The organism is Dyadobacter koreensis, assembly GCF_900108855.1.
Taxonomy (GTDB): Bacteria; Bacteroidota; Bacteroidia; order Cytophagales; family Spirosomataceae; genus Dyadobacter; species Dyadobacter koreensis.
The window spans coordinates 191620-215938 of record NZ_FNXY01000008.1 but is presented as its reverse complement, the minus strand read 5'-3'; the positions used below and the strand labels follow the sequence as shown (position 1 = coordinate 215938).

At 41.6% G+C, this 24319-nt stretch carries 18 protein-coding genes; 1 reads left to right on the top strand and 17 read right to left on the bottom strand.

The genetic code is table 11. The features are described 5' to 3' along the window. Positions 1 to 5 precede the first annotated feature (5 nt). From BMY70_RS24310 to BMY70_RS24280, 7 genes are all read right to left on the bottom strand, one after another. On the bottom strand, positions 6 to 3461 hold the full coding sequence (locus BMY70_RS24310; protein ID WP_229209758.1) for a TonB-dependent receptor: 3456 nt from the start codon (positions 3459 to 3461) through the stop codon (positions 6 to 8). Positions 3462 to 3514: 53 nt separating this feature from the next. After that, complete coding sequence (locus BMY70_RS24305) at positions 3515 to 4705, bottom strand: FecR family protein (RefSeq protein ID WP_090339358.1); 1191 nt, start codon at positions 4703 to 4705, stop codon at positions 3515 to 3517. A gap of 75 nt (positions 4706 to 4780) precedes the next feature. Next, positions 4781 to 5359, bottom strand: a complete 579-nt coding sequence (locus BMY70_RS24300) for an RNA polymerase sigma factor (protein WP_090339357.1) — start codon at positions 5357 to 5359, stop codon at positions 4781 to 4783. Positions 5360 to 6397: 1038 nt separating this feature from the next. Continuing rightward, a complete protein-coding gene (locus tag BMY70_RS24295) occupies positions 6398 to 6634 on the bottom strand; it encodes a hypothetical protein (protein ID WP_090339355.1) in 237 nt (78 codons plus the stop codon). A gap of 299 nt (positions 6635 to 6933) precedes the next feature. Further along, positions 6934 to 7371: an RrF2 family transcriptional regulator gene (locus BMY70_RS24290; RefSeq protein WP_090339352.1), complete on the bottom strand. Its 438-nt coding sequence runs from the start codon at positions 7369 to 7371 to the stop codon at positions 6934 to 6936. 110 nt (positions 7372 to 7481) lie between these two features. Then, complete coding sequence (locus BMY70_RS24285; RefSeq protein ID WP_090339350.1) at positions 7482 to 7940, bottom strand: DUF1569 domain-containing protein; 459 nt, start codon at positions 7938 to 7940, stop codon at positions 7482 to 7484. A gap of 90 nt (positions 7941 to 8030) precedes the next feature. Beyond that, positions 8031 to 8753 (bottom strand): DUF3891 family protein, encoded by a 723-nt coding sequence (locus BMY70_RS24280; RefSeq protein WP_090339347.1) that lies wholly within the window; start codon positions 8751 to 8753, stop codon positions 8031 to 8033. Positions 8754 to 8950: 197 nt separating this feature from the next. Here BMY70_RS24280 and BMY70_RS24275 point away from each other — a divergent pair, with 197 nt between their 5' ends. Beyond that, positions 8951 to 10129, top strand: coding sequence for a glycosyltransferase family 2 protein (locus tag BMY70_RS24275; protein ID WP_090339344.1), 1179 nt, complete (start codon positions 8951 to 8953; stop codon positions 10127 to 10129). Position 10130: 1 nt separating this feature from the next. Here the strand turns inward: BMY70_RS24275 and BMY70_RS24270 are convergent, their stop codons facing one another. The 10 genes from BMY70_RS24270 to BMY70_RS24225 form a co-directional block, all read right to left on the bottom strand. Then, positions 10131 to 10730, bottom strand: coding sequence for a class I SAM-dependent DNA methyltransferase (locus BMY70_RS24270; RefSeq protein ID WP_090339340.1), 600 nt, complete (start codon positions 10728 to 10730; stop codon positions 10131 to 10133). A gap of 6 nt (positions 10731 to 10736) precedes the next feature. Further along, entirely contained in the window at positions 10737 to 11483 is a 747-nt protein-coding gene (locus BMY70_RS24265) for a PIG-L deacetylase family protein (protein WP_090339335.1), read from the bottom strand. Between the two features lie 6 nt (positions 11484 to 11489). Continuing rightward, positions 11490 to 12710: an amine oxidase gene (locus BMY70_RS24260; RefSeq protein ID WP_090339332.1), complete on the bottom strand. Its 1221-nt coding sequence runs from the start codon at positions 12708 to 12710 to the stop codon at positions 11490 to 11492. 33 nt (positions 12711 to 12743) lie between these two features. After that, positions 12744 to 13634 carry a glycosyltransferase gene (locus BMY70_RS24255; RefSeq protein WP_229209757.1) on the bottom strand — a complete coding sequence of 297 codons (891 nt, stop codon included), beginning with the start codon at positions 13632 to 13634 and terminating at the stop codon, positions 12744 to 12746. 656 nt (positions 13635 to 14290) lie between these two features. After that, a complete protein-coding gene (locus BMY70_RS24250; protein WP_090339326.1) occupies positions 14291 to 15106 on the bottom strand; it encodes a helix-turn-helix domain-containing protein in 816 nt (271 codons plus the stop codon). Positions 15107 to 15205: 99 nt separating this feature from the next. Further along, complete coding sequence (locus tag BMY70_RS24245) at positions 15206 to 15766, bottom strand: RNA polymerase sigma factor (RefSeq protein WP_090339324.1); 561 nt, start codon at positions 15764 to 15766, stop codon at positions 15206 to 15208. Positions 15767 to 16007: 241 nt separating this feature from the next. Beyond that, the gene (locus tag BMY70_RS24240) at positions 16008 to 18974 is read right to left on the bottom strand and encodes a DPP IV N-terminal domain-containing protein (RefSeq protein WP_090339321.1); all 2967 of its coding nucleotides are present in this window, start codon (positions 18972 to 18974) and stop codon (positions 16008 to 16010) included. Beyond that, a complete protein-coding gene (locus BMY70_RS24235) occupies positions 18967 to 19314 on the bottom strand; it encodes a hypothetical protein (protein ID WP_090339318.1) in 348 nt (115 codons plus the stop codon). Before BMY70_RS24235 ends, BMY70_RS24240 begins: the two co-directional genes overlap by 8 nt. After that, on the bottom strand, positions 19284 to 20801 hold the full coding sequence (locus tag BMY70_RS24230; protein ID WP_090339833.1) for a M20/M25/M40 family metallo-hydrolase: 1518 nt from the start codon (positions 20799 to 20801) through the stop codon (positions 19284 to 19286). Before BMY70_RS24230 ends, BMY70_RS24235 begins: the two co-directional genes overlap by 31 nt. A gap of 57 nt (positions 20802 to 20858) precedes the next feature. Next, positions 20859 to 23891: a DPP IV N-terminal domain-containing protein gene (locus tag BMY70_RS24225; RefSeq protein ID WP_090339315.1), complete on the bottom strand. Its 3033-nt coding sequence runs from the start codon at positions 23889 to 23891 to the stop codon at positions 20859 to 20861. Positions 23892 to 24319: the final 428 nt, after the last annotated feature.

Here is a 24319-nt window from a genome sequence, read left to right as displayed (position 1 = left end):
TTTGATTAGAGGCCTAAGTTTAATCCCAGCATAAATGTGCGAGCAAGCGGATAACCTCCCGCGTCCACACCCGGTACCAGCGTGCTTCCACCCTGCACACTTACTTCGGGGTTATAGCCCTCGTATTTTGTGAAAGTAAAGGCATTCTGCACGCTAAAACTGATCCTTGCATTGGCTATTTTCGACTTGGTGATCCTGGCTACCGGGAGGTTGTAACCCAGGGTGATATTTCGTACTCTCAGATAAGAGCCGTCTTCTATAAAGGCAGAGGTTACGTTGTTTACCAGGTTACTTCCCGGTAATGCTCCGAAGTTTCTGTCCACCATCGGAGAAGTTCCATTACCAGGCTGCTGTTCAGAGCGCCATCCCTGCGATGCACTTTTCAATACATTATATGAGCCAGCGTAGTTGCCATAATATCTCCTGGCCATATTCAACACTTCAAATCCCTGAACACCTTGCAGTGAAAAAGAAAAATCCAGGTTTTTGTATGAGAACGTGTTGGTCATCCCATAAGTGAAATCAGGAAAGGGGCTGCCTAGCTTCGTACGGTCAGTGCTGGTGATTTGTCCATCGCCGTCAACATCCTCAAATTTAAGATGTCCGGGTTTGGACTCTCCCGCAATGCTCGGCGTAGCTGCAACTTCATCCGCATTCTGATACACACCAATTACCTTATATCCATAAAAACTTCCTGGTTCCGCTCCTACTTCGGTAATATGCGTCGGAGCATTAGCCGAAGTGACCTGCCTTGAAATAATTGGCGAGCCGTCAGGTCCCAAAGCCAGCACCTTTACTTTATTCGTGGAGATGTTAAAATCTGTTGTCCATTTAAGCTGGCTTACAAGATTCCGGCTCAGTAAAGTAAATTCTAATCCCTTGTTACGAATTTTGCCGATATTCTGAAGGGCCGTGGCATATCCTGTCAAAGTGGGAACCGGCACGTTAAGTAACAAGTCCGAAGTATTTTTGATATAGTAATCCAGAGACATCGAAATGCGATTTTTAAGCAAACCTATTTCCAGACCAACATCGAGCTGGTTGTTCTTCTCCCAGCCCAACATACTGTTAGGAATGTTCGTCAGTCTTGTTCCGTTGGTGATCGAACCTCCGCTTCCGCCAAAAATATAATTCTCAATTCCCGTCAGTCCGATATGGCCGTAGTTGCTTATAAAATTATTTCCTGTGAGCCCGTAACTTGTCCGAAGCCGCAGTTCGCTCAACCAACCTGCGTTCTTAAGAAAATTCTCTTCTGAAATTCTCCAACCAAGGGAGACCGATGGAAAAAAGCCCCATTTATTATCCGCCCCGAAACGCGAAGAGCCGTCTCTTCTGAAAGTTGCAGTGAACAGATATTTGTCTGCATAGCTGTAATTTAATCTGGCGAGATACGATATCAGTGCCCATTCTTCCTGCGTGGTAATGGCGCTGGTGATGAGCCCTGCGGCATTCATCGTTTTGATCTGGTCGTTGGCGAAATTCGTCCCGGCTGTACTGCTGTAATCGATATATTCCTTTTGCGCGGTGTAACCTACCAGAGCGTTCACTGAATGTTTGAGAAATTTTTTATTATAGCTCAGGGTGTACTCAGCCAGCCAGTTTTTGGTTTCAGAGGTCACGGCAGTTGCCGTCGGGACCTTTGCTGCGTTAACACTATTTGGATTTACAATAGAAGGGCTGAATACATTTTCCCGGAAATTCCTGAAATCTGTTCCAACCAGTGTCTTGAAAGTCAGACCATCCAGAATATTAATTTCTGCAAACGCTGTTCCCAGCAAACGAAGTGTTCCCTGCTTATTGTAAGATTCTTTAGCCAGCTTAACCGGATTGTCCACCTCACTCGTGCCAATTCCTAGACCGGTTATTTTTGTGTAATTTGCCTCGCTGTCGTAAGGAGTCAGGAACGGAGCGGCTGTCAGGGCAGATTGTACGATACCCCCTGCCTGCCAGTTTCCCTCGGCATTGACCAGATTATTGAACGTATAAGAAGGCGTCAGATTAGCACCCACTTTCACCCTTTTGTGCACGTCAGATTCTACATTGACGCGGAATGAATATCTTTTCAGATCAGAATTGATGATAATCCCTTCCTGTGTCAGATAACCGCCTGATACAAAATATTTTGTCTTATCATTCCCGCCCGAAAAATTGAGCTGATAGTTCCGCATAGAGGCCGACCGGTAAATTTCCCTTTGCCAGTCAGTTCCATTGCCCAGCAAGGCCGGATCTTTAATCATATCTGGCAGCAGGTACATTACATTATTTGTCCTGGCCGAATTAGGATCTGATGCACTCCTGCCTGGTCCTGAGTTAACCCAGGCATTGTTGCGGGCTTCATTGAGATAGCTGGCATATTCTGACGCGTTCAGCACATCCAGATATCTCTCTACTTGCTGGATTCCGGTGTTAACTGTCAGATCAATTTTAGAAGTTCCACTCTTTCCTGATTTGGTGGTAATGATCACAACGCCATTGGAACCTCTTGAACCGTAGATGGCCGTAGCGGATGCGTCTTTCAGTACCTGTATATCGGCAACGTCAGCCGGGTTGATCGTATTGAGAGGATTATTGGTCTGGTTAAAATCATTGGTGACAGGAAAACCGTCGACCACGTACAACGGATCATTGCCAGCACTCAGCGACCCGGCTCCACGAATCCGGACCGAGGAGCCGCCGCCCGGCGCACCTGTCGCCTGACTTACCTGAACTCCGGCCATTTGACCTGCCATGGCGTTATCAACGGTAAAAACAGCCTGATCCTTTATTTTTTCAGCATTCATGGAACTGATAGCTCCTGTAATATCCTTGCGCTCCTGGGTACCGTAACCGATCACAACCACTGCATTCAGGCTCTGGGTATCCTCCTTCAGGACAATACGAAGGGGCGTCCCCGACGACACACGAATTTCCTGTGTTGCAAATCCTGTATAACTGATCATTAAAACGGCGCCGTCGTCCAGATCTGAAAATGAAAACATCCCTGAACCATCCGAAACAACTGCCTGATCAGAACCTTTCACCCGGATAGCTGCTCCGGGCAGCGGGTTGCCGTTTTGGTCAACAACACTTCCGGATGTTTCCTTACGGACAGGCTTTGCTACTGGTACCTGCTGTGTCTTGTTCACGATAATGGTCTTGTTATCAATCGTAAACCCAAACGGTTGCCCCCGAAAGCTTTCCTTCAAGGCACCTTCCAGACTAGCTTTTTTTAGATTTAACGTCACGGGCCGCGCATCCTTTATTTCATTATATTTGTAGAAGAAAAAATGGCCGCTTTGTTTACCGATCGAAATAAGCACTTTTTCAAGTGGCATATTTTCAGCTTTCAGTGTAATACTTTGAGAAAATCCTTTTGCACTCAAGTTGAAGAAACAAGCAAAACAAAAAAGGAAAGTCAGCTTTGCAACATATAGATGCCGCGGATTTGCTGTTTTGTCTGGTTTAGGAATGGGTCGGTACATGTTTAGCGACATAGTAAGGAAGATTTGATTTAGGAATAATATTCTTGAATTTTCTAATTAGAAATAATAATTTTTCGACCCTTAATTCTGACATCAATATTGCTTAACTGAAATATTCTGAGCACTTTATTTACGTCCTCGTCACGTTTTATCTCGCCGGCGAATAAGTCCGTATTAACTTTCCCTCTATACTCCGCCTCGAGGTCGTACCAGCGGCAAATCTGGCGCATCACCGTCTGAATATCAGCCTTCTCAAATTTGAAATAACCGTTTTTCCAGGCTACCGACTGCTCTGTATCTACGCTCTCCAGATGAATATCAGACCTGTTTTTATCAACGGTTGCCTGCTGCCCTGGTTTCATGATACGTCTTCCGCTCAACGCGGGCTTACCCTCCGCAGTCGTTTTTGAGATGCTCACCTTTCCTTCGATCAACGTGGTTTTTGAAGATATTTCATCCTCGTAAGTATTGACATTAAACTTGGTTCCGAGAACTTCAATATGCTGATTTTCAGATTTCACTTTAAATGGTTTCAACGGATCCGGGGCGATTTCAAAGTATACTTCTCCGGTAATCTCAACCAGCCGCTCAGTTGTCCCAAAAACAGAAGGAAATCTGATGGACGAAGCAGCATTGAGCCAGACCCGGGATCCGTCGGTCAGAATCAACTGATACTGACCACCCCTGGGTGTGCTTACTGTATTCAGTAGAGGTTTTTCAGCAATCGTCTTTTCTATCTCATAGATCAGTTGCCCATCCGTTGATTTCCGGACCGATACCCCTGACTGCTGACTGACCACACCATTTTTCTCGTCACTAAGCACGATTATTTCACCATTTCCAATAGTTAGCAAAGCCTGGTTGCTGCCCGGGACAATTTTCTCAGCGCTGTGTTTAACAAGTTCTGTATGGTTCGATCTCTTATCGACCGAACGGTTGAAAAAGAAATATCCCAGAGAACTTACAGCGACTATCATGGCTGCCGCAAACCACTTAAAATGAAATTTTGATGTATCCTCTTTCGAATCAAGAGATCGAGTATTATCGTTTTCATGAATTCCTTTATCGATTTCCTTTTTTATACTGTTTCTCAGTTCCTGTTTGGAATCAGAATCCAGCTTTTCGAGTACATCCTCTTCCAGGTCGAAAAGCTTGTAATATGCAAATAAAAAATGCTTTTCTTCTTTGGTCGCTATTCCCTGGTTATATCTGCCCAGAATAATAAAAAAATCTTCTTTATTCATCAGTTTGCGCACAAGGCGATTTTTGTCTTAATTATGATAAGACCGGTGAAACCTAAATAATCCCACAAAATATTTTTAAAAGTTGCTTAACAGCAGATACATGAAAAGCCCGAAAGAATGCCTAAGCTGAGCAATGCTTCTATGAAGCTGATTTTGAACAGTTTTACGGGTTATGCTCAATCTTTCGGCGATTTCCAGTGTACAGAGATCTTCGTAAAATCTCATCCGGAAAATTTCCTGCTGAGACGGCGTCAGTGTTCTGACCAGCGCTTCAAACCGGACCATAAATTCTTTTCTCAGCACAAGTGCATCCGCTTTTTCACCTGCTGCAGAAAGCTGCTCGAGCAAGGTCGTTACCGGGGTATATTTTTGTTCTTTTTCAAGATATTTAAATACATTGTTCCTTACCGACGTGTATAAATAAGTCTGCAGATGATCAATCTGCAGTTCCTCTCTGCGCTGCCAAAGTTGCAGAAATATGTCCTGAATGATATCCTTTGCATAATCTTCATCATTCAGCCTTTTATATGCCTGGTTATAGAGCTTTTCCCAGTATTTTTCATAAATGGTGTCAAAGGCAATACTGCTTCCATTCTTCATGCTTAGAAGAAGTAGATGGTCTTCAGCTTTTTGATTACCTTCAATTCTGATCATTTGGGGCGATATATCTTCTAACGGTATTGGTTATACTATAAAAACGCTGTTTTGTTATTCAAATCTACTTTCATTTATTGATAAGACCGCAGAAGCGTAAAAAGTCCCATGAGAATTTACTTTTTTTTTCGGACGCCAATTACCTTACCGCAAGTCATTGGCAGTCGACAGTTTAAATCTTATATAAAGATATTTTACAACAACCTCCCACAAAGGGAAAAGAGAGAAAAATTTAAACATCACTTTATGATCGAAGCCTAAGATTTACATACCCACAGGAGCGGCATCGTTCGATTATAAGCTTAAACGAAATTTTAAGTTCGGTACAAAACCTTTCAAAACCTGTCAGATATCCTGCTTTGAACATTTGCGATAAGAAAGCGTAAGCTTTTCCCTTTTAGCCTCGGACTTGTCTATTATTCTCATCTGGTGGTCCATGGGCTGTTTTATGATTCGGGGTATATCACTGATCAGGAGAGAATGCTGCAAAATTCAGCTTATGGTTCACAACCGTCCCGTAAGACTGTGATCGTTAGATACGCCCGTTTTATAGGGTGCAGGAAATATTTTTTTCCCATGGGCTAAATCTTCCAACTTACGATACAAAAATATTACAACCGGGATCTTCAATCTAAAACCTGTTTATTTTTACCGGAACAGTAATTGATCAGGCGACAATAAATTAACATATTAGAAACGATAGAAGGATGGTAGAACCAAAGCTGGTAACAGATACTGGATTATGCTTAAAAAAACGAGCAATTCATCAATTTGTGGCGTGGTGAAAACATCCGTAGGACTCGGTAAATGTGTGACGATTCGTGAAGATGCTTTGTAAGTTCAAAGAAAATCTGAATGCACTTACAAATTCAAAAATTTGTAAGCAATTACCTTAGGGTTTAGGATACGATTTTGCTTGCGCATGTAAGTCCGGAAATAGTTCTACATGATGGCGTTACAACTTGCTGGTTCTGCATAAAAGAAAAGCCCGAAAAACTTTCGGGCTGATAAACTCGTATTTCGTCGCTGATTTATTTCTCAAACCAAAATCACCTCACTCGGCACTATCTCTCCTTCACTCGTTTGGGCTTCATATTCCAGGGAAAGCTTTTTACCGGTTGCGTCTGCCTCTTCCAGAAGTTCAAAAACCTTTCTTTCACCCAGCATCAAAAGTGCCTGAAATAACACACAAGAATAATTATATTCTTCACTTCCAACTCCTTTTTCTTTACCTAAATCGTTGTATTTCCCGAATAAATCCTTGCCTTTTCCCATAACTTTAAGATCGTTTTCTGGTAAGTTTTAGTTGAAATTTTTTGAATCTGAATTATATATAATGTTTACGTAACCAAGCTCTTTACTAATTTTTATGCCCATTTAATTTTCTTGATAATGATCTTCGTTTAAAACGATCAGACCAAAAATCTGAAAGTAAAAAATTTTCAATTGAATAAATATCCAAAAATTTCTTTCAATTTACATAAATTTATTCGAGAATAATTTAAGTATGGGCGAGACTTTTTATAAAAATCCCACGGGATCAATTCAAAAATACATCCGGGTTTTACTGCAATTTATCGCTCTTTAATAAAACTCAAACCTGCGTTAAGGCTTTCGTTAAAATCTCCAATCGTAGCATTATGGAGCGTCACTTTGATTTTTTCACGAATACTTTTAAATTCTGAATGCAAGGGACAAGGTTTCGATTCTGAACAATTTTTCAATCCCAGCCCACAACCAATAAATAATTTATCACCATCAATTGCCGTCACAACGTCTGCAAGAGTTTTTTTTCGGGAATCTTTATCGATATAGAAACCGCCATTTGGTCCCTTTGACGATTGCACAATTTCCCGTTTACTCAAATCCTGCAAAATCTTGGCAATGAAATGGACAGGCGAATCAATGCCAGCGGAAATTTCCTTTATACCAACTTTTGTTCCATCTTCCGACTTCTGGGCAATGTAGATTACCGCCCTGATCGCATACTCGCACGTTTTTGAAAAAACCATCCTGCATTATATTTATACACAAACCTAGTCATTTCAATCTTTAAATAAAAGAGTTTTTTATCCCTTACTTTCCAAGTATATATGCCTATACTGGATTCATCGACAATCATTTAAACCCCAAATTGGGTCAGATGATGGTCAAGATGTTTATAGAACATATTATTCCATTCTGTGCAACTCAATTTTCCGAAAGAAAGTGATTCCTTTCCCTTAAAATGTAGTTTTCCCAATTCCTGTGTTTTCCAGATATATGCGATGAGCCTTTGTTTTTCATACTCAAAATCGCGTTCATCGGTTATAACGAAGTCAGCGGCTGTTCTCCCGTTTTTCGGATACGGTTTTTCGCTCACAACTTTATCCTTTACCAACATTTTGAGAATAAGCTTCATAACTGGTCCGGGCGGTTTGTGTTTATCTTCGTAAACGTACTCATAAGATACGCAACAGTGGGCAAGCATTTGCGCCACATTCATCTTTCCCCAAAGCGGTTGTGTATGGCTATCAAGCTTCTCGATCCGGTTGATCACTTCGCGGGAAACTGCTTTACAAAAAATGTCAGGGAGAGGCATAATGGTCTGATTTAGTTGAAATACAATTTAGTCAAAAAATATTACCAAAAAATATACACAATCAACTTAATCAAAAATACCATAATTTTCTCATTTGATCAATTGGAAAGTATGCGTTTCCACAGCCGTTTCCATTAAAATATTCCTGAATTCTTCGGCGCTATTAAATTTCAACTGAGGAATTGTCCGGGATTCAAAACGAATTTCGAAGTGATCTGAAACAAACGGCCAGGGATCTACGGAAAGTTTATTTTCCTTTGGCGCATGCAGCTGATAACAGATACGATCCGGCCCTTTGCTGATTTCTATTTTCCGATTTTCCGGCTGGACCAATTGCTGACAAATCAGAAGAGAAAAAGCGTCGCACCATTCAATAATCGCGTATGCCTCTTCAATTTCGGATTGAGTAATTTGAATTTCTTTACGCCAGACCTTGTCTGATTTTCTCAGGTCCTTACAATACCTCGCGGCATTCTTGTCTTCGGAATCTGCGTGTAGAAATTGAATATGACGCGAAATAAGCAATGCAATATACCGGCTTTTGGAAAGCGCCTGACGAATAAGCCGATCACATTTTAATTTTTCAAATTCGCGCATTTTAAAGTTTACAGGTCCGCCGTTTTCATTGATAAGAACCTCCCCCTTTTCAAACTCATTAAATACATCATCATGTTCAGCAGCCGCGATAATCGTTTCAAACCATCGATTAGTAACTGTATTTTTTTTCCAGTGAAAACAAATCTCACCTGCCAGTAATCCGTGCGCTCTTTGAGAAATTATTTGCCAGCCATCTTCCTTGTAATTTACTATCATCAGTCGAAAAAGTTTTAAAACGAGAACACCATTTACTCAAAAAGTATGCCCTGCTAATCAATTTTTGACTTCCCTTTCAATATCCTGAAAATGAATTCAGTAATGTCCTGAAATATTGGCCATTTGGCACACTTTTTAATTGAACTGATGATCCTGTGACTTTCGACAGGCCGCACGTCATTTAATTTTCACTTAAGATGGTACAAACTTCTCTGGAAGAAACTGCCGATATCGATCAAATTTCGGCTTCTGATTTATTTAATAATATATCACCTGCATCAGATTTAAAAGTATCGGTCATCCTTCCGGTGAGGAATGAGCTTGAAAATTTACCGAAAACGCTTGACGCGTTGCGGAAGCAATATGACAATTCGGGAAAACGGGTTCCTTACCAACATTATGAAGTGCTGCTTCTTGCCAACAATTGCTCTGATGCATCAGCGGATTTTGCCAGAAAATACCAGAAGCGATATCCTGAATTCTCCCTGCATATTGAGGATATCCGGCTATCAATGGACGTGGCGCATATTGGTACTGTGAGGAGACTTTTAATGGACGCTGCATACAACCGATTTGAATTATTGGGCAAACCTAACGGAATTATTGCCAGCACAGATGGCGATACGGAGGTAGATAAAAATTGGGTTTTTAATACAATCGAAGAAATTAATAAAGGAAATGACGTGGTTGGAGGAAGGATTTTAACACGGCCGGAAAACAGCATAGCAAGAGTTTATTACCTTCGGGATGTAACCTATAAACATCTGGTTTCCAGAATCGAAACACTTATTGATCCCTTGGAAAATGATCCCTGGCCGCGACACTACCAATGTTTTGGTGCAAGCTTCGCCGTAACCTGTGCCATTTATGATCTATCGGGGCGACTTCCCGTTGTTCCATTTCTGGAAGATATGGCTTTTCATAGAGCATTAAGATGTATTGATGCCAAAATTCGACTGAGTCCACTGGTTAAAGTATATACCTCAACACGCATTCAGGGACGAGTAGATTTTGGCTTTTCCATACAGTTGAAGCAATGGGGAGAAATGAACCAGGCACATGATCCGGTTTTGGTTGAGCCAGCGGAGGCCTTATTTAAAAAGCTTGATGCCAAGAAGATGTTACGCCAGTACTGGTTACTTTCGGATGAGCAAAAAAGGTCTTCTGACCTTCTTCGCCAAGTGGCCCAAGTTCTTGAAATAGACTTAAACTGGCTGAGAGACCAAGCGTCAGTGACGACATTTTTTGGGATGTTCTGGGAGCACATCGAAGAGGAATTAGCAAAAGGCGCCTGGTCCGAAATCTGGCAGAAAATGGATGTTGTTCATGTGATCCCGCAATTAAAAGCAAAGATTATGGAGTTTCAAAAGCATTGATTCATTGCTTCTTTTCAAATAGATCCAGCCGGTATTGAGTTTCTGATCGGCCATAAAGATGGGCTAATATACCAGATTCCGGTTCCGCTGATTGAAGAAATAATTCGTGGACCTGATCGCCCGTCAGCGGAAACTCCTCTACGAATGGCGTCCAATGTACAAGTAATAAATGTCCATTCGGCGCAAGTGCATCAATCATTTTGTCTCTCGACAGGGTCAGATCCTCCATACTTAAGAAATATCCAACCTCAGAGAAAAGTATCAGATCAAATTGTTCTTCCGGAAAATTTTTCGGTATAGTCATTTCCTGGACTTCAACGAAGTGATAGTCTGCCAAACGTTTTTTTGCATTTTCGACAGCAATAGAACTTGCATCCACCGCTAATAGACGTTCACAGAAATTGGCTAATTTTTCGCTCAAAACACCGTTTGAACATCCAATCTCAAAAACACTTTTATACTTATCCTTAGGAATTGCTTTCAAAGTTGCATCGTATTTCTCCCTTTCATATGCACTGTTTTCAAAATCCCAGGGATCCTGGTTTTGCTCATACATTTTATTAAAAAACTCAGCATCAAGCGATTTTTCAGGTTTTTCCATAGCTGTTTAATTTATAGATTCAAAAAATACTTCTGTCGGAATATTGAAATGTGCGATAACTTCCGGAGACAAAATAAAACCTCCAGGATCATCGTCGATCATTCGTGTCACCTGCGAAACATGAGCTGTCAGAGCCTTGTTTTTTGCAGGAAGCGTCTCTTCAATATTGACTGTCAGCTTCTTCATCTGATCTATTGACGCAACATCTTCCGGATCACCAAGCTCCCAGAGCCAGATTGGATATTCCAGGACCCTTGGCTTAACATCAAGCTTTTTTAATACTTCGGACATAATTTCCCACGTAGCCTGATGATCGCGGTGCGGATCTTTTTGCCAGGGGACAAACACTGTTTCAGGCTGAATAAGGTTTATGCTTTTAATCATTCGATGCACCGTATCTGAGAAGTCGGCATCTTCTCGATTCGGAACTCTGGTATCCTTTATTCTCATAAATTCCATACATTCACTATCCCCTCCAAGCGTCACAACGGCGTCTTTTGCCTCTTTCTCCCGCAATTTTCTCAATTTGGATTCAGGAAATTTTTTCGAATTAGGATGCGACATTGTGCCATCACTTACAAAAATAAAGTGTACCGGAATTTCTAGCTTCCTCAACAGTGCCACAGTCCCGCCGCACCCCAGGGTTTCATCATCAGGATGTGGGGCAATAACCAGGCTTATCCCAAATTTTTCAACATCTACGGCTTCAAGATCTCCGAGCTGGCTCCATAATTTTGTAATTTCCTTTATCATCTTAAATCACGATTTGGTGAGCGTCGACTCTTGTGTTTTTAAATAATAATTTTGATTTTTCGCCGGCGCCAGACTTGCAGCAATCAATTCCTGACATTCCAATAATGCATGGGCGGAGGGCTGATGCAGGATGCGGCTGTCAAGACCTGATTCCGGATCCATATCCCACAATCCTGAATTATGCCAGTCATCCAGATTATCCCAATTGGGGCGATCAATGATAGGATAAATACAAACACCCCATATCGGGATATCTTTCTGAATCAATTTCGTAATTTCCACACTAATGTGTTTGATCCAGACGGGGCGGTCTTCCCTGGGATGACTTGTCTCCGAAAGTAAAATCGGTCGATCATATCGTTCATGCGCTTCGGTCAGCAAACTTGACAATAACCGCAAATTTTGATGCGGAACCGGATCATTCCACCCGAGCATCTGGTGTGGTTCAACGATCCATTGATTGTTATAATAGTAGTTAAAGCCCAGCATATCCAGATATTCCGGCTTTCCTCCCAGCTCCGGGCAAATTCTGCCACATAGCATATCAACGGACTGATATTGAAGATCATGGTGCTCTTTTGCAATAGTGATTTGCTCTTGTGTAGCGTTAAGATTTGCCGATAAACTGACGAGCGGCTCCGTTGTCAAAATTCTGACAGTGGGATCAACTTCTCTCATCACTTTGACTCCCGCAATATAGGCCCGCATGTATGCATATTTTACCTCCCAACCGTTATTTCGGCAATAAGGCGATGTTGCCGCGACATCCCCTCCAAGCCATGACATGAAACTAACTTCATTTATCGGCGTTACGATAAGCGGAAGCTCAAAACCGAAACTTTTGTAATAGCTGACAAATGCCTCGCAAAGAGCTGCAAAACGCATCGTAAAATGCGGGTGCAAGGGAGTCAGATCCGCCGGGAAACCAAAATGACATATATCCCAAATTTGCTGAATACCGTGTTTCTGTCCGGCCAACAGCATTTTCTCCAATATTCCAAAATCATAAATATATGGTTCCGTTTCAATCTGGCTCCATCGCAAACCTTCACGTACTGTATAAAAATTAAACTTTTTCAAACGCTCATAATCTTCATCAATCAGAGTCAGATGAGACGTTATATTAAGAAAATCAACCCGGTCGCCATGGAAATTCAGTTGATCACTGCACTCAAATCCCGCCATCCAAAATGACTTGAAGGGATTTTCGATAATTTGGTCATTCATTTCCAATATTTGATACATTTATTACTTCCAGTACTATTCACTAACAACCGATACCGTCGTATTTCTATTTTTCATGGTGCTCTCCATTAGCTCTCTCATGGACTGGAAGGTATTATCCCAGGAATAATCTGCGAGAAAATTATCGACCTGCGCGAGCCATACGCTGTCGTCCGGACTCTGCAGCAATTCTTCAACTGCTGTTACAAAATCAATGGAATCTACTCCGATCTTTACAAGCTTGTTTTTTGCGTACGGATTTACGACATCCTTTATGGCTGAAGATACAACCGGTTTTCCACCAGCAAGATATTCAGGTGTCTTTGTCGGACTAATGAAACGTGTAGATTCGTTTAGAAGAAAAGGCACGAGAGCAACGTTCCAGCCAGATAAATAAAGCGGTAATTCCTCGTATTTTTTCGATCCGAGATAATGTATGTTTTCATTTTTCGGTAAAGTGGCTGGATCAATTTTTACGATCGGGCCAATTAAAATAATTTGCCAGTCAGGATGAGCATCGGCGATGCCCCTGATAAGATCTATGTCAAAACGTTCGTCGATCACCCCGTAAAATCCTAGCTTAACTCCCTTGATACCCGACTGGTCATCAGGCTCTGATTTGTTGTTCCTAGCTTTTTCAAAATGAGTTTTATCGATACTGCTTTGAAAAGGATGGATATTGTAATGCTGATGTTTTTTCGCTTCATAGAGCGATTGTCCTCCCGTAAATACGATGTCTGCTTTATTGAAAAGACGTTTTTCAAGATCCTTCAATTCTTCGGGAGCAAATTTGAATGCAGATAATTCGTCCATGCAGTCATAAACCGTCAATCCCGGAATAAATTTGAATGAAAATTCCAGCGCCATAGGCGTATAGTACCAGAAAGTAAAATCCTGGGTGTCTTTGTTAATAAAAAAGATATTCAACAGCGACTTCAGCTGTTTATTTATCTCAGTTTTACTTAAATGATGTGGAAGATGCGGTACGCAAACCCAGAGATTTGGCAACCTTTGTGAAAACGTAAGAAATGCGTTATCGATTTCAGAAAAAATTGGTTCTTCTAAGTAGTATACTGCTGAAAACTCTGAAAAACGAGTCATCAGATGTTGCGGACGTTGATATACGAAGTCCCACCGCAAGTGCGAAAAGCACAATAAATTTTTAGGTAGTTGAATCATAAGGTTACTCATTCAGGCAGTTGATGATATAGTTTTAAGTTGTTGATGACAGAAAAAAATAGCTTGTACTTTGGCTCGCAGATCTCAGTGTTCCAATTTCGCTGACCATATTCATTACAATCTCGCGCATGACAAAACCGCAGATCATGAAATCAAAATCTCCAAACTTATTCCGCGAATTATTTAAGAATCAGGGCAATGGCCTCTCTTCTGAGATCATTAAGGTACTGAAACGATATGCTCTGATATAAACAACTGTGCCAGATATGCCGGGCCCAAACCGACGCGATCCATGCATGCAATTTTCATTAAGTGACCGCAAAAAATTAATTTGGGGAAATCATGTGGATTGCTTTACTCAGCAGAGTCGAAACGTATTCGTGATGGACGTAATCCGAGGGTTTTCAACTGAAAAAAGTAATGAAATTTTCCGCAACCTCATTGGTCCTTTTTTGATATTGATACGGAGAGAAACCGGAAAACTCTCTGAAGGCGCGGATGAAATGCGACTGATCGGCATACTCACTTTCAAAAGCGATGTCAGAAAGCTTCTCGTATTTATTCATCCTTAGCAATTCCAGCGCGGCCTGAAATTTACAGATCCGCGCAAATAATTTAGGAGAAATACCGACAGACTGTTTGAAACGCCGCTCGAATGTTCTTTCGGACAGCTGCAAACAGGTCAGCAGATTTTTGAAATCAACATGCCCTTTCGAAGTCGCGATTTGAGAAATAGCATAGGCAACTGAACTATCTTTATTGCATTTGCTTTTATTCACTAACGCAAAAATCGAATTAAAAAGAAAAGCACTTTGATCTGCAAACGAATGAAGGTGGGATATTTGCTCAGTAATTTGACAGGTCATAGATTTTTGCAGCCAACTAAAATCTGTACAGGAATTTGTCAGCTCATTGGCATCGATACCGAAAACAGATTTCAGGGCATCGGGCTGAAAAACTACGCCAAATGTTTTAAACCTGCCTCCCGAAACAATCTCAACAGGCCGCGTCGTTTGTCCATATAAAAAAATTTGAGGCAGTTTTTTATCGTGCTGGACCAAATTTCCATCCGCTGACTGATGCAGCATAATTCCGGGACAACCATCAGCAAGTGGCTTGAAAATTGTTTGGGAATGATCAGAATCGGTATTTTCAAGCATCCAGCAATACCGGATTTTATCCTTTAAATAAACGGGAGGAATAAATTGTTGATACTTCATAACGGATTGCAGATCATTTTCGTAATCAAAGTTACGTATTGAATTTTAAGTTCATCAAATTATGCGATGAACCACTGTCCGATGCAGATTAATACTTTTTTATCGAAGATAGACGACAAGTTCCTGCCGAAGAAACGCCATTACACGCGAGATTTGCGCCTCAACGGTTTTAATTGATATGCCGAGTTCTTCCGAAATTTTAGTGTAAGTCAGGCCTTTTTCACGGTTGAGAAAATAAGCTTCCTTAGCTTTATATGGCAGCTTAGAAAGTGCTTTCTGGTAGGCATGCATCAATTCCGCATGTTCGAGGCTTTCAACAAGATTATTATCAGAAACATCATAATCTGTCAATTCATAATGAGATACCAGTTCCAGTTTTTTCCTTTTAGTATAATGTTTTATCGCATGATTTCTGGCGATCACAATAAAGTACGCTTTAAAATTTCCTATCGATTCAATGTCCAGAGTTTTTCTGGATTCCCACAATTTAACATAAATCTCCTGAACCCAATCTTTAACCTGTTCAGGATCTTGTGAGAATCGCATGAGCACGCGGACGATGGTATTATAATATTGATCAAACAATATCTTGAATGCTTCCGTATTGTCTTCAGCGACAAGCTTTAACAGCTCTTCATCTGAAAAAATTGGTTTATTCATATTTTTTATTCCTGAAATAAAAATACTGTCAAAATATTGTTCTGCAAAAATGATATATATAAATATAATAGATTGTCATTTATATATTACACAATAATTTATTTTATTTTTTTCGATTATATAAAATAGTTAATTCTTACAATTTCATTAAAAAACAAAAAAGGAGAAGCCTGTTCGTGCCTCCCCTTTCCAATTACAATTATCTAGTATTTTTAATATCCTGATACGAAAACCCGGTTACTTATTTGCCCTGTTTCAAAGTTTTAAGATTCAGATATTCTCCATTTTTTATCACACCATCCACATTCAGAGCTTCCTTGATATTAGTCAGCGGATCTCCATTGATAATCACTATGTCCGCAAGTTTACCGATCTCGATTGTCCCCAGATCTTTTTCTACCCCGATTTCCTGAGCACACCATAAGGTTGCCGCCCGAAGTGTTTCGAAAGGTGAAATACCAGCTTTTACCCAGCTCTGTAATTCTCCGTGAAAACTGAACCCCGAAGGAATAATAGGCGAATCTGTTCCGGGTGTCACGCGCGCACCGGATTTGATAAGATTTAATGTCGTTTTTTCAACATTTGAATATGTTGATTCGCTCATTCTGGATGCAGATCCCAAAAGCTCCGTTTTCAATTTTTCAGAATAAAATGTTTCAAATTGCCAGTGATTGAAAAAGTCAGGATCATTTTTAGCCAGCGATGTAAATCCGCCATGCAGGGAAATCGTAGGCGTAATGTACATTCCTGATTTCGCGATAAGCTGTAAAACATCCTGATAAGTATTATTCATTGCCGTTAGTTTTGGTGAATAACCTCTTCTGCTCGTCGCGCCCATATGCTCAACCCCGTCCACACCATATCCAACTGCCGGATAAATCTCATGAGACGCTACCGGGATTCCATTCGTATGAGCAAATTCGGTTACACGTTTTTGCAGATTATCCGATAGCCCGACATAAGTTTTGATCATATCATAACCCAGTCTGACAGCACGATTTAGTTCGAGCTCTAATTGTGCACCACCTACATTGCTCGTGTTCCGGTTATAATAAATCCGGTTTCCTTCCATATGTCCACCTGTAAAAAATGTCCTCGGTCCAAGGCGCTTTCCGCTCGTCCACGATTCTTTTCTTTCCAAAGCATCGTAAGGATCAGTGCCGGGTTCCCGAATTGACGTGATTCCGTAAGCCAGCCAGAGTCTTCCTCCTTTTTCACCATGCTGCGCATTTTGATGCGTGTGCATTTCAAACATGCCCGGCATGATCACCTGTTTGGAAGCATCAATAATTTTTGCATTTCCATAAGCTCCGGCACGATGCTGTGTAATTTTTTTGATCCGGTTTCCTTCAATCAGTATATCAACATTTTCAATGTATTTCTCCGAGCGGCCATTGAAAAGTTTACCCGCATGAACAACTAATTGGCCCAATGGCTGTTTTATCTGCCAGGTAAAATTCATGCTTATCGGCGTAACTTTTCCATCGACGACTGACACTTCTTTTAAAACATCCGTTGCCAGAAATACAACGGTTTTCGAATCAGCTGCCCAGCTTGGATCTTCTGCTAACTCATTTGTTAATCTTCTAGGCGGACCGATAATTTCGCATTCCTTATCAACCGGAACAACCCATAAGGTGTTATCCAGAATGTAGGCGATCATGCTCCCATCCGGAGAAACAACCGGACCATTTTTCCCTCTCGTCGCAAGAGAACGTTCAGGAACAGGAGACACGAACTTCGCGGGCGATTTGTCGAGCGGAATAACCAGGAATTTGCTTAATCCTTCACGGAATCTTGTAGAATAAGAATCGAGCGATGAGATCACGATAAATTTTCCATCAGGTGTCCAGCTTGGCTGCGAACCTTCAAAAAGAGAACCATAAGTCGTTGTGATTTCATTCGATTTAAGATCCATAATATTGAGAACGTTCCGGCTGTAAGCTTTCGGATCTGCCTGATAAAAAGCAATTTTTGATCCGTCCGGAGACCACGATGGGAATTTTAAATTATCCGGAGCATCAAGCAGGCAGCTATCTTTTCCGGTCGAAAGATCTTTTACATAAAGATCCATGTTCCCTTTTTTGTCGCTGGTGTAAGCAATTTTTTTGCCATCCGGCGACCAAACGGGATCAACGTCAATAAAAATGTCGTTGGTTACCTGAACCGGCTTTTCAGTACCTTTTTTAAAAATCCACAGATCCCCCAGCGCAGTAAAAATCACGCTTTTCCCGTCGGGTGATACGATAGGACTTCGAATACCTTGCACAGGTTGTGCTTTTTTGGAATCAAAATCACGGACTTTTGTAACATACTTTTTTCGGTCTAGAATTACCTCAGCCTGAAACGGAATACTGGTTGTCTTCCTTTGCCCTAAAATTCCATGTTTAATCTGTCCGTCGGCAGTATATAAATAATCCGTTTCCGAAAGCCAGCTTACCTTAAATGGAAAAACATCTTCTGTTTTTTCAGACAAGGTTTGCCAGTCTCCGCCACCAATGTTCACAAATTCTAGCTGGCTTACGCCCGGGAGCAACGTATTAAAAGTTAGCTGTTTACCATTGGGATGCCAAACAGGAGAAAATAATTTCTCCTTGCTATGTACCAATAATTTTGGTTCAGCATTCCTTTCAAGCAAATAAAGTCCGGCGGCAGTATTCCGCTCCGACACATAGGCCAGTTTCGATCCGTCTGAAGAGTATGACGGGAAATAGTCGTTTCCCGCATCTTTGGTCAATTGCACCAAATTTCCCTTATCAAGTTCTATCTTCCAGATATCATAATTTCCACTCCTATCAGACGAAAAAACGATCTCTTTTCCGTCAGGCGACCATTGAGGCTCGCGGTCGTGGTAAACTCCAAAGGTCAATTGACTTAATCCGCTGCCGTCTCTGTTAACTTTCCAGATATGAAAGTTTCCGTCGCGATACGATTGAAATGCGATCTGGTTTCCGTCTGCTGACCAGGTTGGCTGGCGGCAATCTCCAAGCGCATCTGTCAACGCTTTCGCTTTTCCACCAGCAACAGGCATCAACCAGATTGTCCCCTGGATATCCATGGCCAGGTTTTTCTTATCCGGAGAAAGGGAAATTGCCATGTTGGTACCTTCCGTCAATATTACCTTAACCGAATCCGATGTCATGGCCTTTAATTCAAAAAGGGATAACAGCGCGATAAAATTGATTAACAGTTTAAATCTTTTATTCATTGTAATTCAGGATTTTGCAACATTCAGATTCGAAAATATTAAAAGAGCTTTTATCGGAAACATCCCAGCGGCATGACCAGTTTATAGAAAATAATGAGCTTGATCCGATCTCAACTCCCGTCGGAGTTCCCTTATAAGTCCCAGGAAGCTCTAACGAGCCAAAAATTAGAAATTCATGATTCGTGTCTATAAACAGGAGGCTCCATAGGAGCCATATCACCATCAATATTTCATTCCCTATCGGAGCAATGAAATAATGCTGTCTTACCATTGAAACAAGAGGTTCCAGAGAAACCAAGGCAATACAAATCAAATCGGTGTTGTTAAGATAGACAAGCATGTTTTGATTCCCATTCTCAAATTTCCTAACCGAAGATTTTCATTCGGACTGTGCTGATTGTTATCCATATTCACCAATGGAACAATAACGGCCGGAACCCCAAGCGTCTGAATAAATGGAACGACCGGAACTGAGCCACCCATAATTCTGATCACAATCGGGTCTTGTCTGAAGTTTTCAGTAACCGATTTCCTCAACCAGTTTCCGATTGGAGAGTTAACTTCAGTACGAAAAGCCGGACTACCTGGTCCACCTCCACTCATGAAAACCAATTTTTTATATGCCAGACGTTCCGCTTTTGTCGGCACATGATCAAAAACCTTATAACCATGTTTTTCAATATGTGCCTTAACCAGATTCGTCATTCTGGTTCCTTCGGTTTCCGGTACCAGACGAATCCCAAACTCTGCAAGTGCTTCTTCCGGAATAATCGATCCACCACCTTTTCCAACAACCGCTGCTTTCAAACCTCTAATATTCAACGAGGGATACTGCATAGATTCCTGATAATTTTTACCAACTTTTTCTTCCTCGGCAATCTGTAAACGATCGTTAATTTCCTTCATATTATCAGGAACAGCCGCCATAATTTTCTCTGCTTCGGCATCGAATTTAATTCCATCATAGAATCCGTCAATCAAAACTCTTCCATCATCGTCTTTCATCGTAGCAATGATTTTTGAAAGAATAAAAGTCGGATCCGGAGAATAATTCCCAAAATGCCCGCTGTGCTGCTGTGTGATCGCGCCGTATGTTGTAAGTCCAAAACCAGTTCCTCCACGGCATCCAAAGGTTAATGTCGGAATATTGGAAGAATGCATAGGACCATCCATCACGATCAGGTAATCAGCCATCAGCTCTTTTTTGTATTGAGCAAGAGACGCTTTCAAACCCGGAGAACCTTTTTCTTCTTCGCAATCCAGAACCACTTTTACATTAAACGGAGGTTGTTGATTTTGGCCGGCAAGAATATCCAGTGCCTTCAACAGCATGACAATCGGCCCTTTATCATCCGAAGTGGAACGCGCAAAAATCCGCCATTCGTCATTGATTTTTTCTTTTTTCAAAAGTTCCCAGTCAATTTCCTTAAAAGTACCGTCTGCTCCTTTTTCTTTCAAAACCGTCATATACGGATCTTTTTGAAACCATTCATTTGGTCTGACCGCTTGCCCGTCAAGATGGAAATAAAATAAAACAGTCTTCGTGTTTTTCGGGTATGTTTTTTCAGCTGAAAACAAAGGCATTTTCCCCGTTTTCAGAATCGCTGTTTTGAAACCCCGTTTCGCAAAAGCCTTTTCTGACCATATCAGATTTTTTTCGATATCCTCTGCAATTAGTGCGTCATTTGGAATAGCTACATATTCTTTCAGTTCTTCCAAAGCAGGATACATGGCTTTCGAGATCAGCGCATCACTTTTTTCTGCTGGAATTTTCTGGGCACTCAATTGTGCCGAAGCAGTAATGGCGAACGCAAAAAGCGTTGCCATTACAGTTTTCGTTTTTATATTTAATCTTAAGGCCATGCGTACCGGATTAGAAATTAATTAAGGTTTTTTCAAAAGCTCATCGATTGAGAAAAGGATCCCGTTTTTCATTACATGTTTTACATTCCAGGCGTCTTCAATTTTCACCAAAGGATCACCTTCAACAATGACCAGATCCGCAAGTTTTCCTTTTTCAAGTGTCCCCAGATCTTTGCTCACACCCACCGCTTCGGCTGACCATAAAGTCGCGGAACGTAAAGTTTCGAAAGGAGTTATCCCTCCGTCTACCCAGCACTGCAACTCCGAATGCAAGCTCATGGCATAAGGAATAAAAGGACTGTCCGTACCCGCTGTAACACGCGCACCGCTGGCAAGAAGATTTTTTACCGTTTTCTGAATTGTTCCAAAATTGGCAGTGTAACCCGGAAACATTTTCTCAATTTGTGAAGCACCGTCTTTCAAAGCTTTTCTGAATTCCTCTGAGTAAAAAGCCTTGAATTGTTTGTTTTCATAATAACCAGGATTTTTTCCGGCCATCACATAAAAACCTCCCTGCAATGAAGCCGTTGGTGTGATATTCATTTTTGATTTCACCAGAAGCTCTGTCACATCCTGATAGGTAAAATTCATCGCTGAAATTTTCGGAGAATAACCACGCCGGCTTGTTCCACCGATGTGTTCAACCGCATCCACTCCGTAACGCATAGCTGGAAAAATCTCATGAGAAGAAACCGGAACGCCGATTTTATGTGCATAATTGGTAATTCGCAGCTGCAAAATATCAGGCATACGAACGTAAGTTTTGATCATATCATATCCCAGCCGCGACGCCCGTTCAAGTTCCAGATCAAGTTGTGCCGTCGAATGGATACTGTTCGCAAGACCGTAATAAATCCGGCTTCCGTCAGTTAGTCCACCGGTGAAAAATTCGCGCGGACCGGTTAATGTTCCTGCGTCCCACGATTCTTTTCTTTCTAAAGCATCATAAGGATCTGCGCCGGTTTCCCGCAGCGAGGTAATCCCAAACGACAACCATAAGCGACCAAGTTTTTCACCAGTCATGGCATGTTGGTGGGTATGCATTTCAAAAAGCCCGGGGATAATGGTTTTATCGGAAGCATCAACAAGTTTTCCCGGACGACCCGCTTTATGCGGAACAATTTCTTTGATGCGATTACCTTCAACAATAATGTCTACATTTTTGATGTATTCTTTATTTCTACCGTCAAAAACTTTCCCGGCATGAATTATCACGGTTTCTTTTGGCTGCTTGTAATCCCACTTGAAAGTCATTGGAATGGATTCAATTTTCCCGTCCGAAACATTGATCTGCTTGATGGTATCCGTCGCCATGTAAACCAGCGTTTTCGAATCGGCTGTCCAGCTCGGTACTTCTGACAATTCGTGCGTTAATCCTCTTGGAGGGCCAACGATGGTCCCGGAAGGATCCACCGCGATAACCCATAGCAAGCCATCCTGCACATAGGCCATCGACTTTCCATCCGGCGACCAGGCCGGGCCATTTTTCGCACGCATTCCCAGCGATCGCTCAGCCAACGGCGACACAAAACGGTCCGGTTTTTTATCCAGAGAAATCAATAAGATTTTGTTAATTCCTTCCCGATAGCGCGTAGAATAAACTTCTAAACCTGAAACGGCGATGGTTTTGCCATCATGAGACCAGCTTGGCTGACTTGGTACAAACAGCGATTCATGAATTTTCTCCACTTTTCCGGTTTTTACTTCAACCGTTTGAAGCGTTCCGCGTCCCCATGAATTTCTTGGATCTGCCTGGTAAAAAGCAATTTTCGAACCATCAGGAGACCAAGCCGGATAATTGATATCGTAATCCAGCTTAACCAACTCTGATTGTTTTCCGGTTTTCACATCATGCACCCAGAGATTCATAGTGCCAGAGCGGTCGGTCAGGAATGCAATGAAATTCCCGTCTGGTGACCAGGTCGGATCAGCATCCAGATTGGCATCTTTTGTAATTGGTTTCGGAACGGTTGCGCCTTTGTCTAAAATCCAGAGATCGCCCAATGCTGAAAAAACGAAACGTTTTCCGTCAGGAGAAACATTTAGTCCTTTTATTCCCTTCACCGTTTTGGGTTTTCCACTGTCAAAATCATAAGTTTTTCTTTTGTAAACCGGCGTCGTAACTGTCACAATAGCTTTGAAATCGATAGCCTGACTTGTTTTTTCACCTAACTTAACACGCTTAATTTTTCCGTCAGCACTGTATAAATATTCCAGTGGAGAAATCCAGCTCGCACGGAATGGAAAAACATCTTCTGAGGGTTGTGTTAAAGGTTTCGCATTTCCGGTGGCAAGGTCAACTTCTTCAAGATCGCTGAATGCACCCGTGAGTGAATTGAAATAAATACGAGTTCCAGCCGGATTGAAAGCGGGCGCAGAAAGTTTCGCGGTATTTTTAACTATTAATTTCTGAGAACCATCGTTCGTCAAAATATAAATCCCCGGAGCTGATGTGCGTTCGGAAACAAATGCGATTTTACTTCCGTCACTTGCATAAGCAGGACAATAATCATTTCCCGGATCAATGGTCAGCTGGGTTAATGTTCTGGTGGAAAGCTCCATTTTCCAGATGTCATAATTACCTCCGCGATCTGAGGAAAAAACCAGGAATTTTCCGTCCGGCGACCATTCCGGTTCGCGTTCATCAAAAACACCGAAAGTTAGCTGCGTCAATCCCGAACCATCTTTATTGACCGCCCAGATATGATAATATCCGTCACGAAAAGATTGAAAAGCAACACGGCTTCCGTCAGGAGACCAACGCGGCTGACGGTCATCCCCCATTCCATCGGTCAACGGTTTTGCATCGCCGCCCGCAATTGGAATACTCCATATCGTACCCTGAATATCAACGGCAATCGATTTCTTGTCGGGTGACAAATCCGTGGCCATGTTTGTGCCTTCCGTCAGCGTGACTTTTGTTGAATCAGCTGCGGCAGCCTGGACGTAGTTGCCGGAAAACACAAATGCGCCGGATAGCGCAGTTAGTGCAAAAACATGGTTAATGTGAATATTTCTGGAAAAAGACCGAAGTAACCGGATTGCTCTAATCATTTTAAACGTACTTTAATTTGTTATTTTATTTTGGTATATGTTTAAATCAATTTAGAATTTAAACAGGGGTTATGTTTTTGATTCTACAATCATTACCGTGGGATCCACCTTTAATTCTGATTAATTATCCCTTGGTTAGTTTCTACAAATATTACGGTGCGATGCACCTTTGATTTTGGTTGATATTGTTGGTTAGTTTCTACAAATATTGCGGTGCGATGCACCTTTGATTTTGGTTGACACTCCTTGGTTAATTTCTACAAATATTGCGGTGCGATACACCTTTGATTTTGATTGATATCGTTGGTTAATTTCTACAAATATTACTGTGCGATGCACCTTTGATTTTGGTTGATATTCCTTGGTTAATTCCTACAAATATTGCGATGCGCTGCACCTTTGATTTTGGTTGATATCGTTGGTTAATT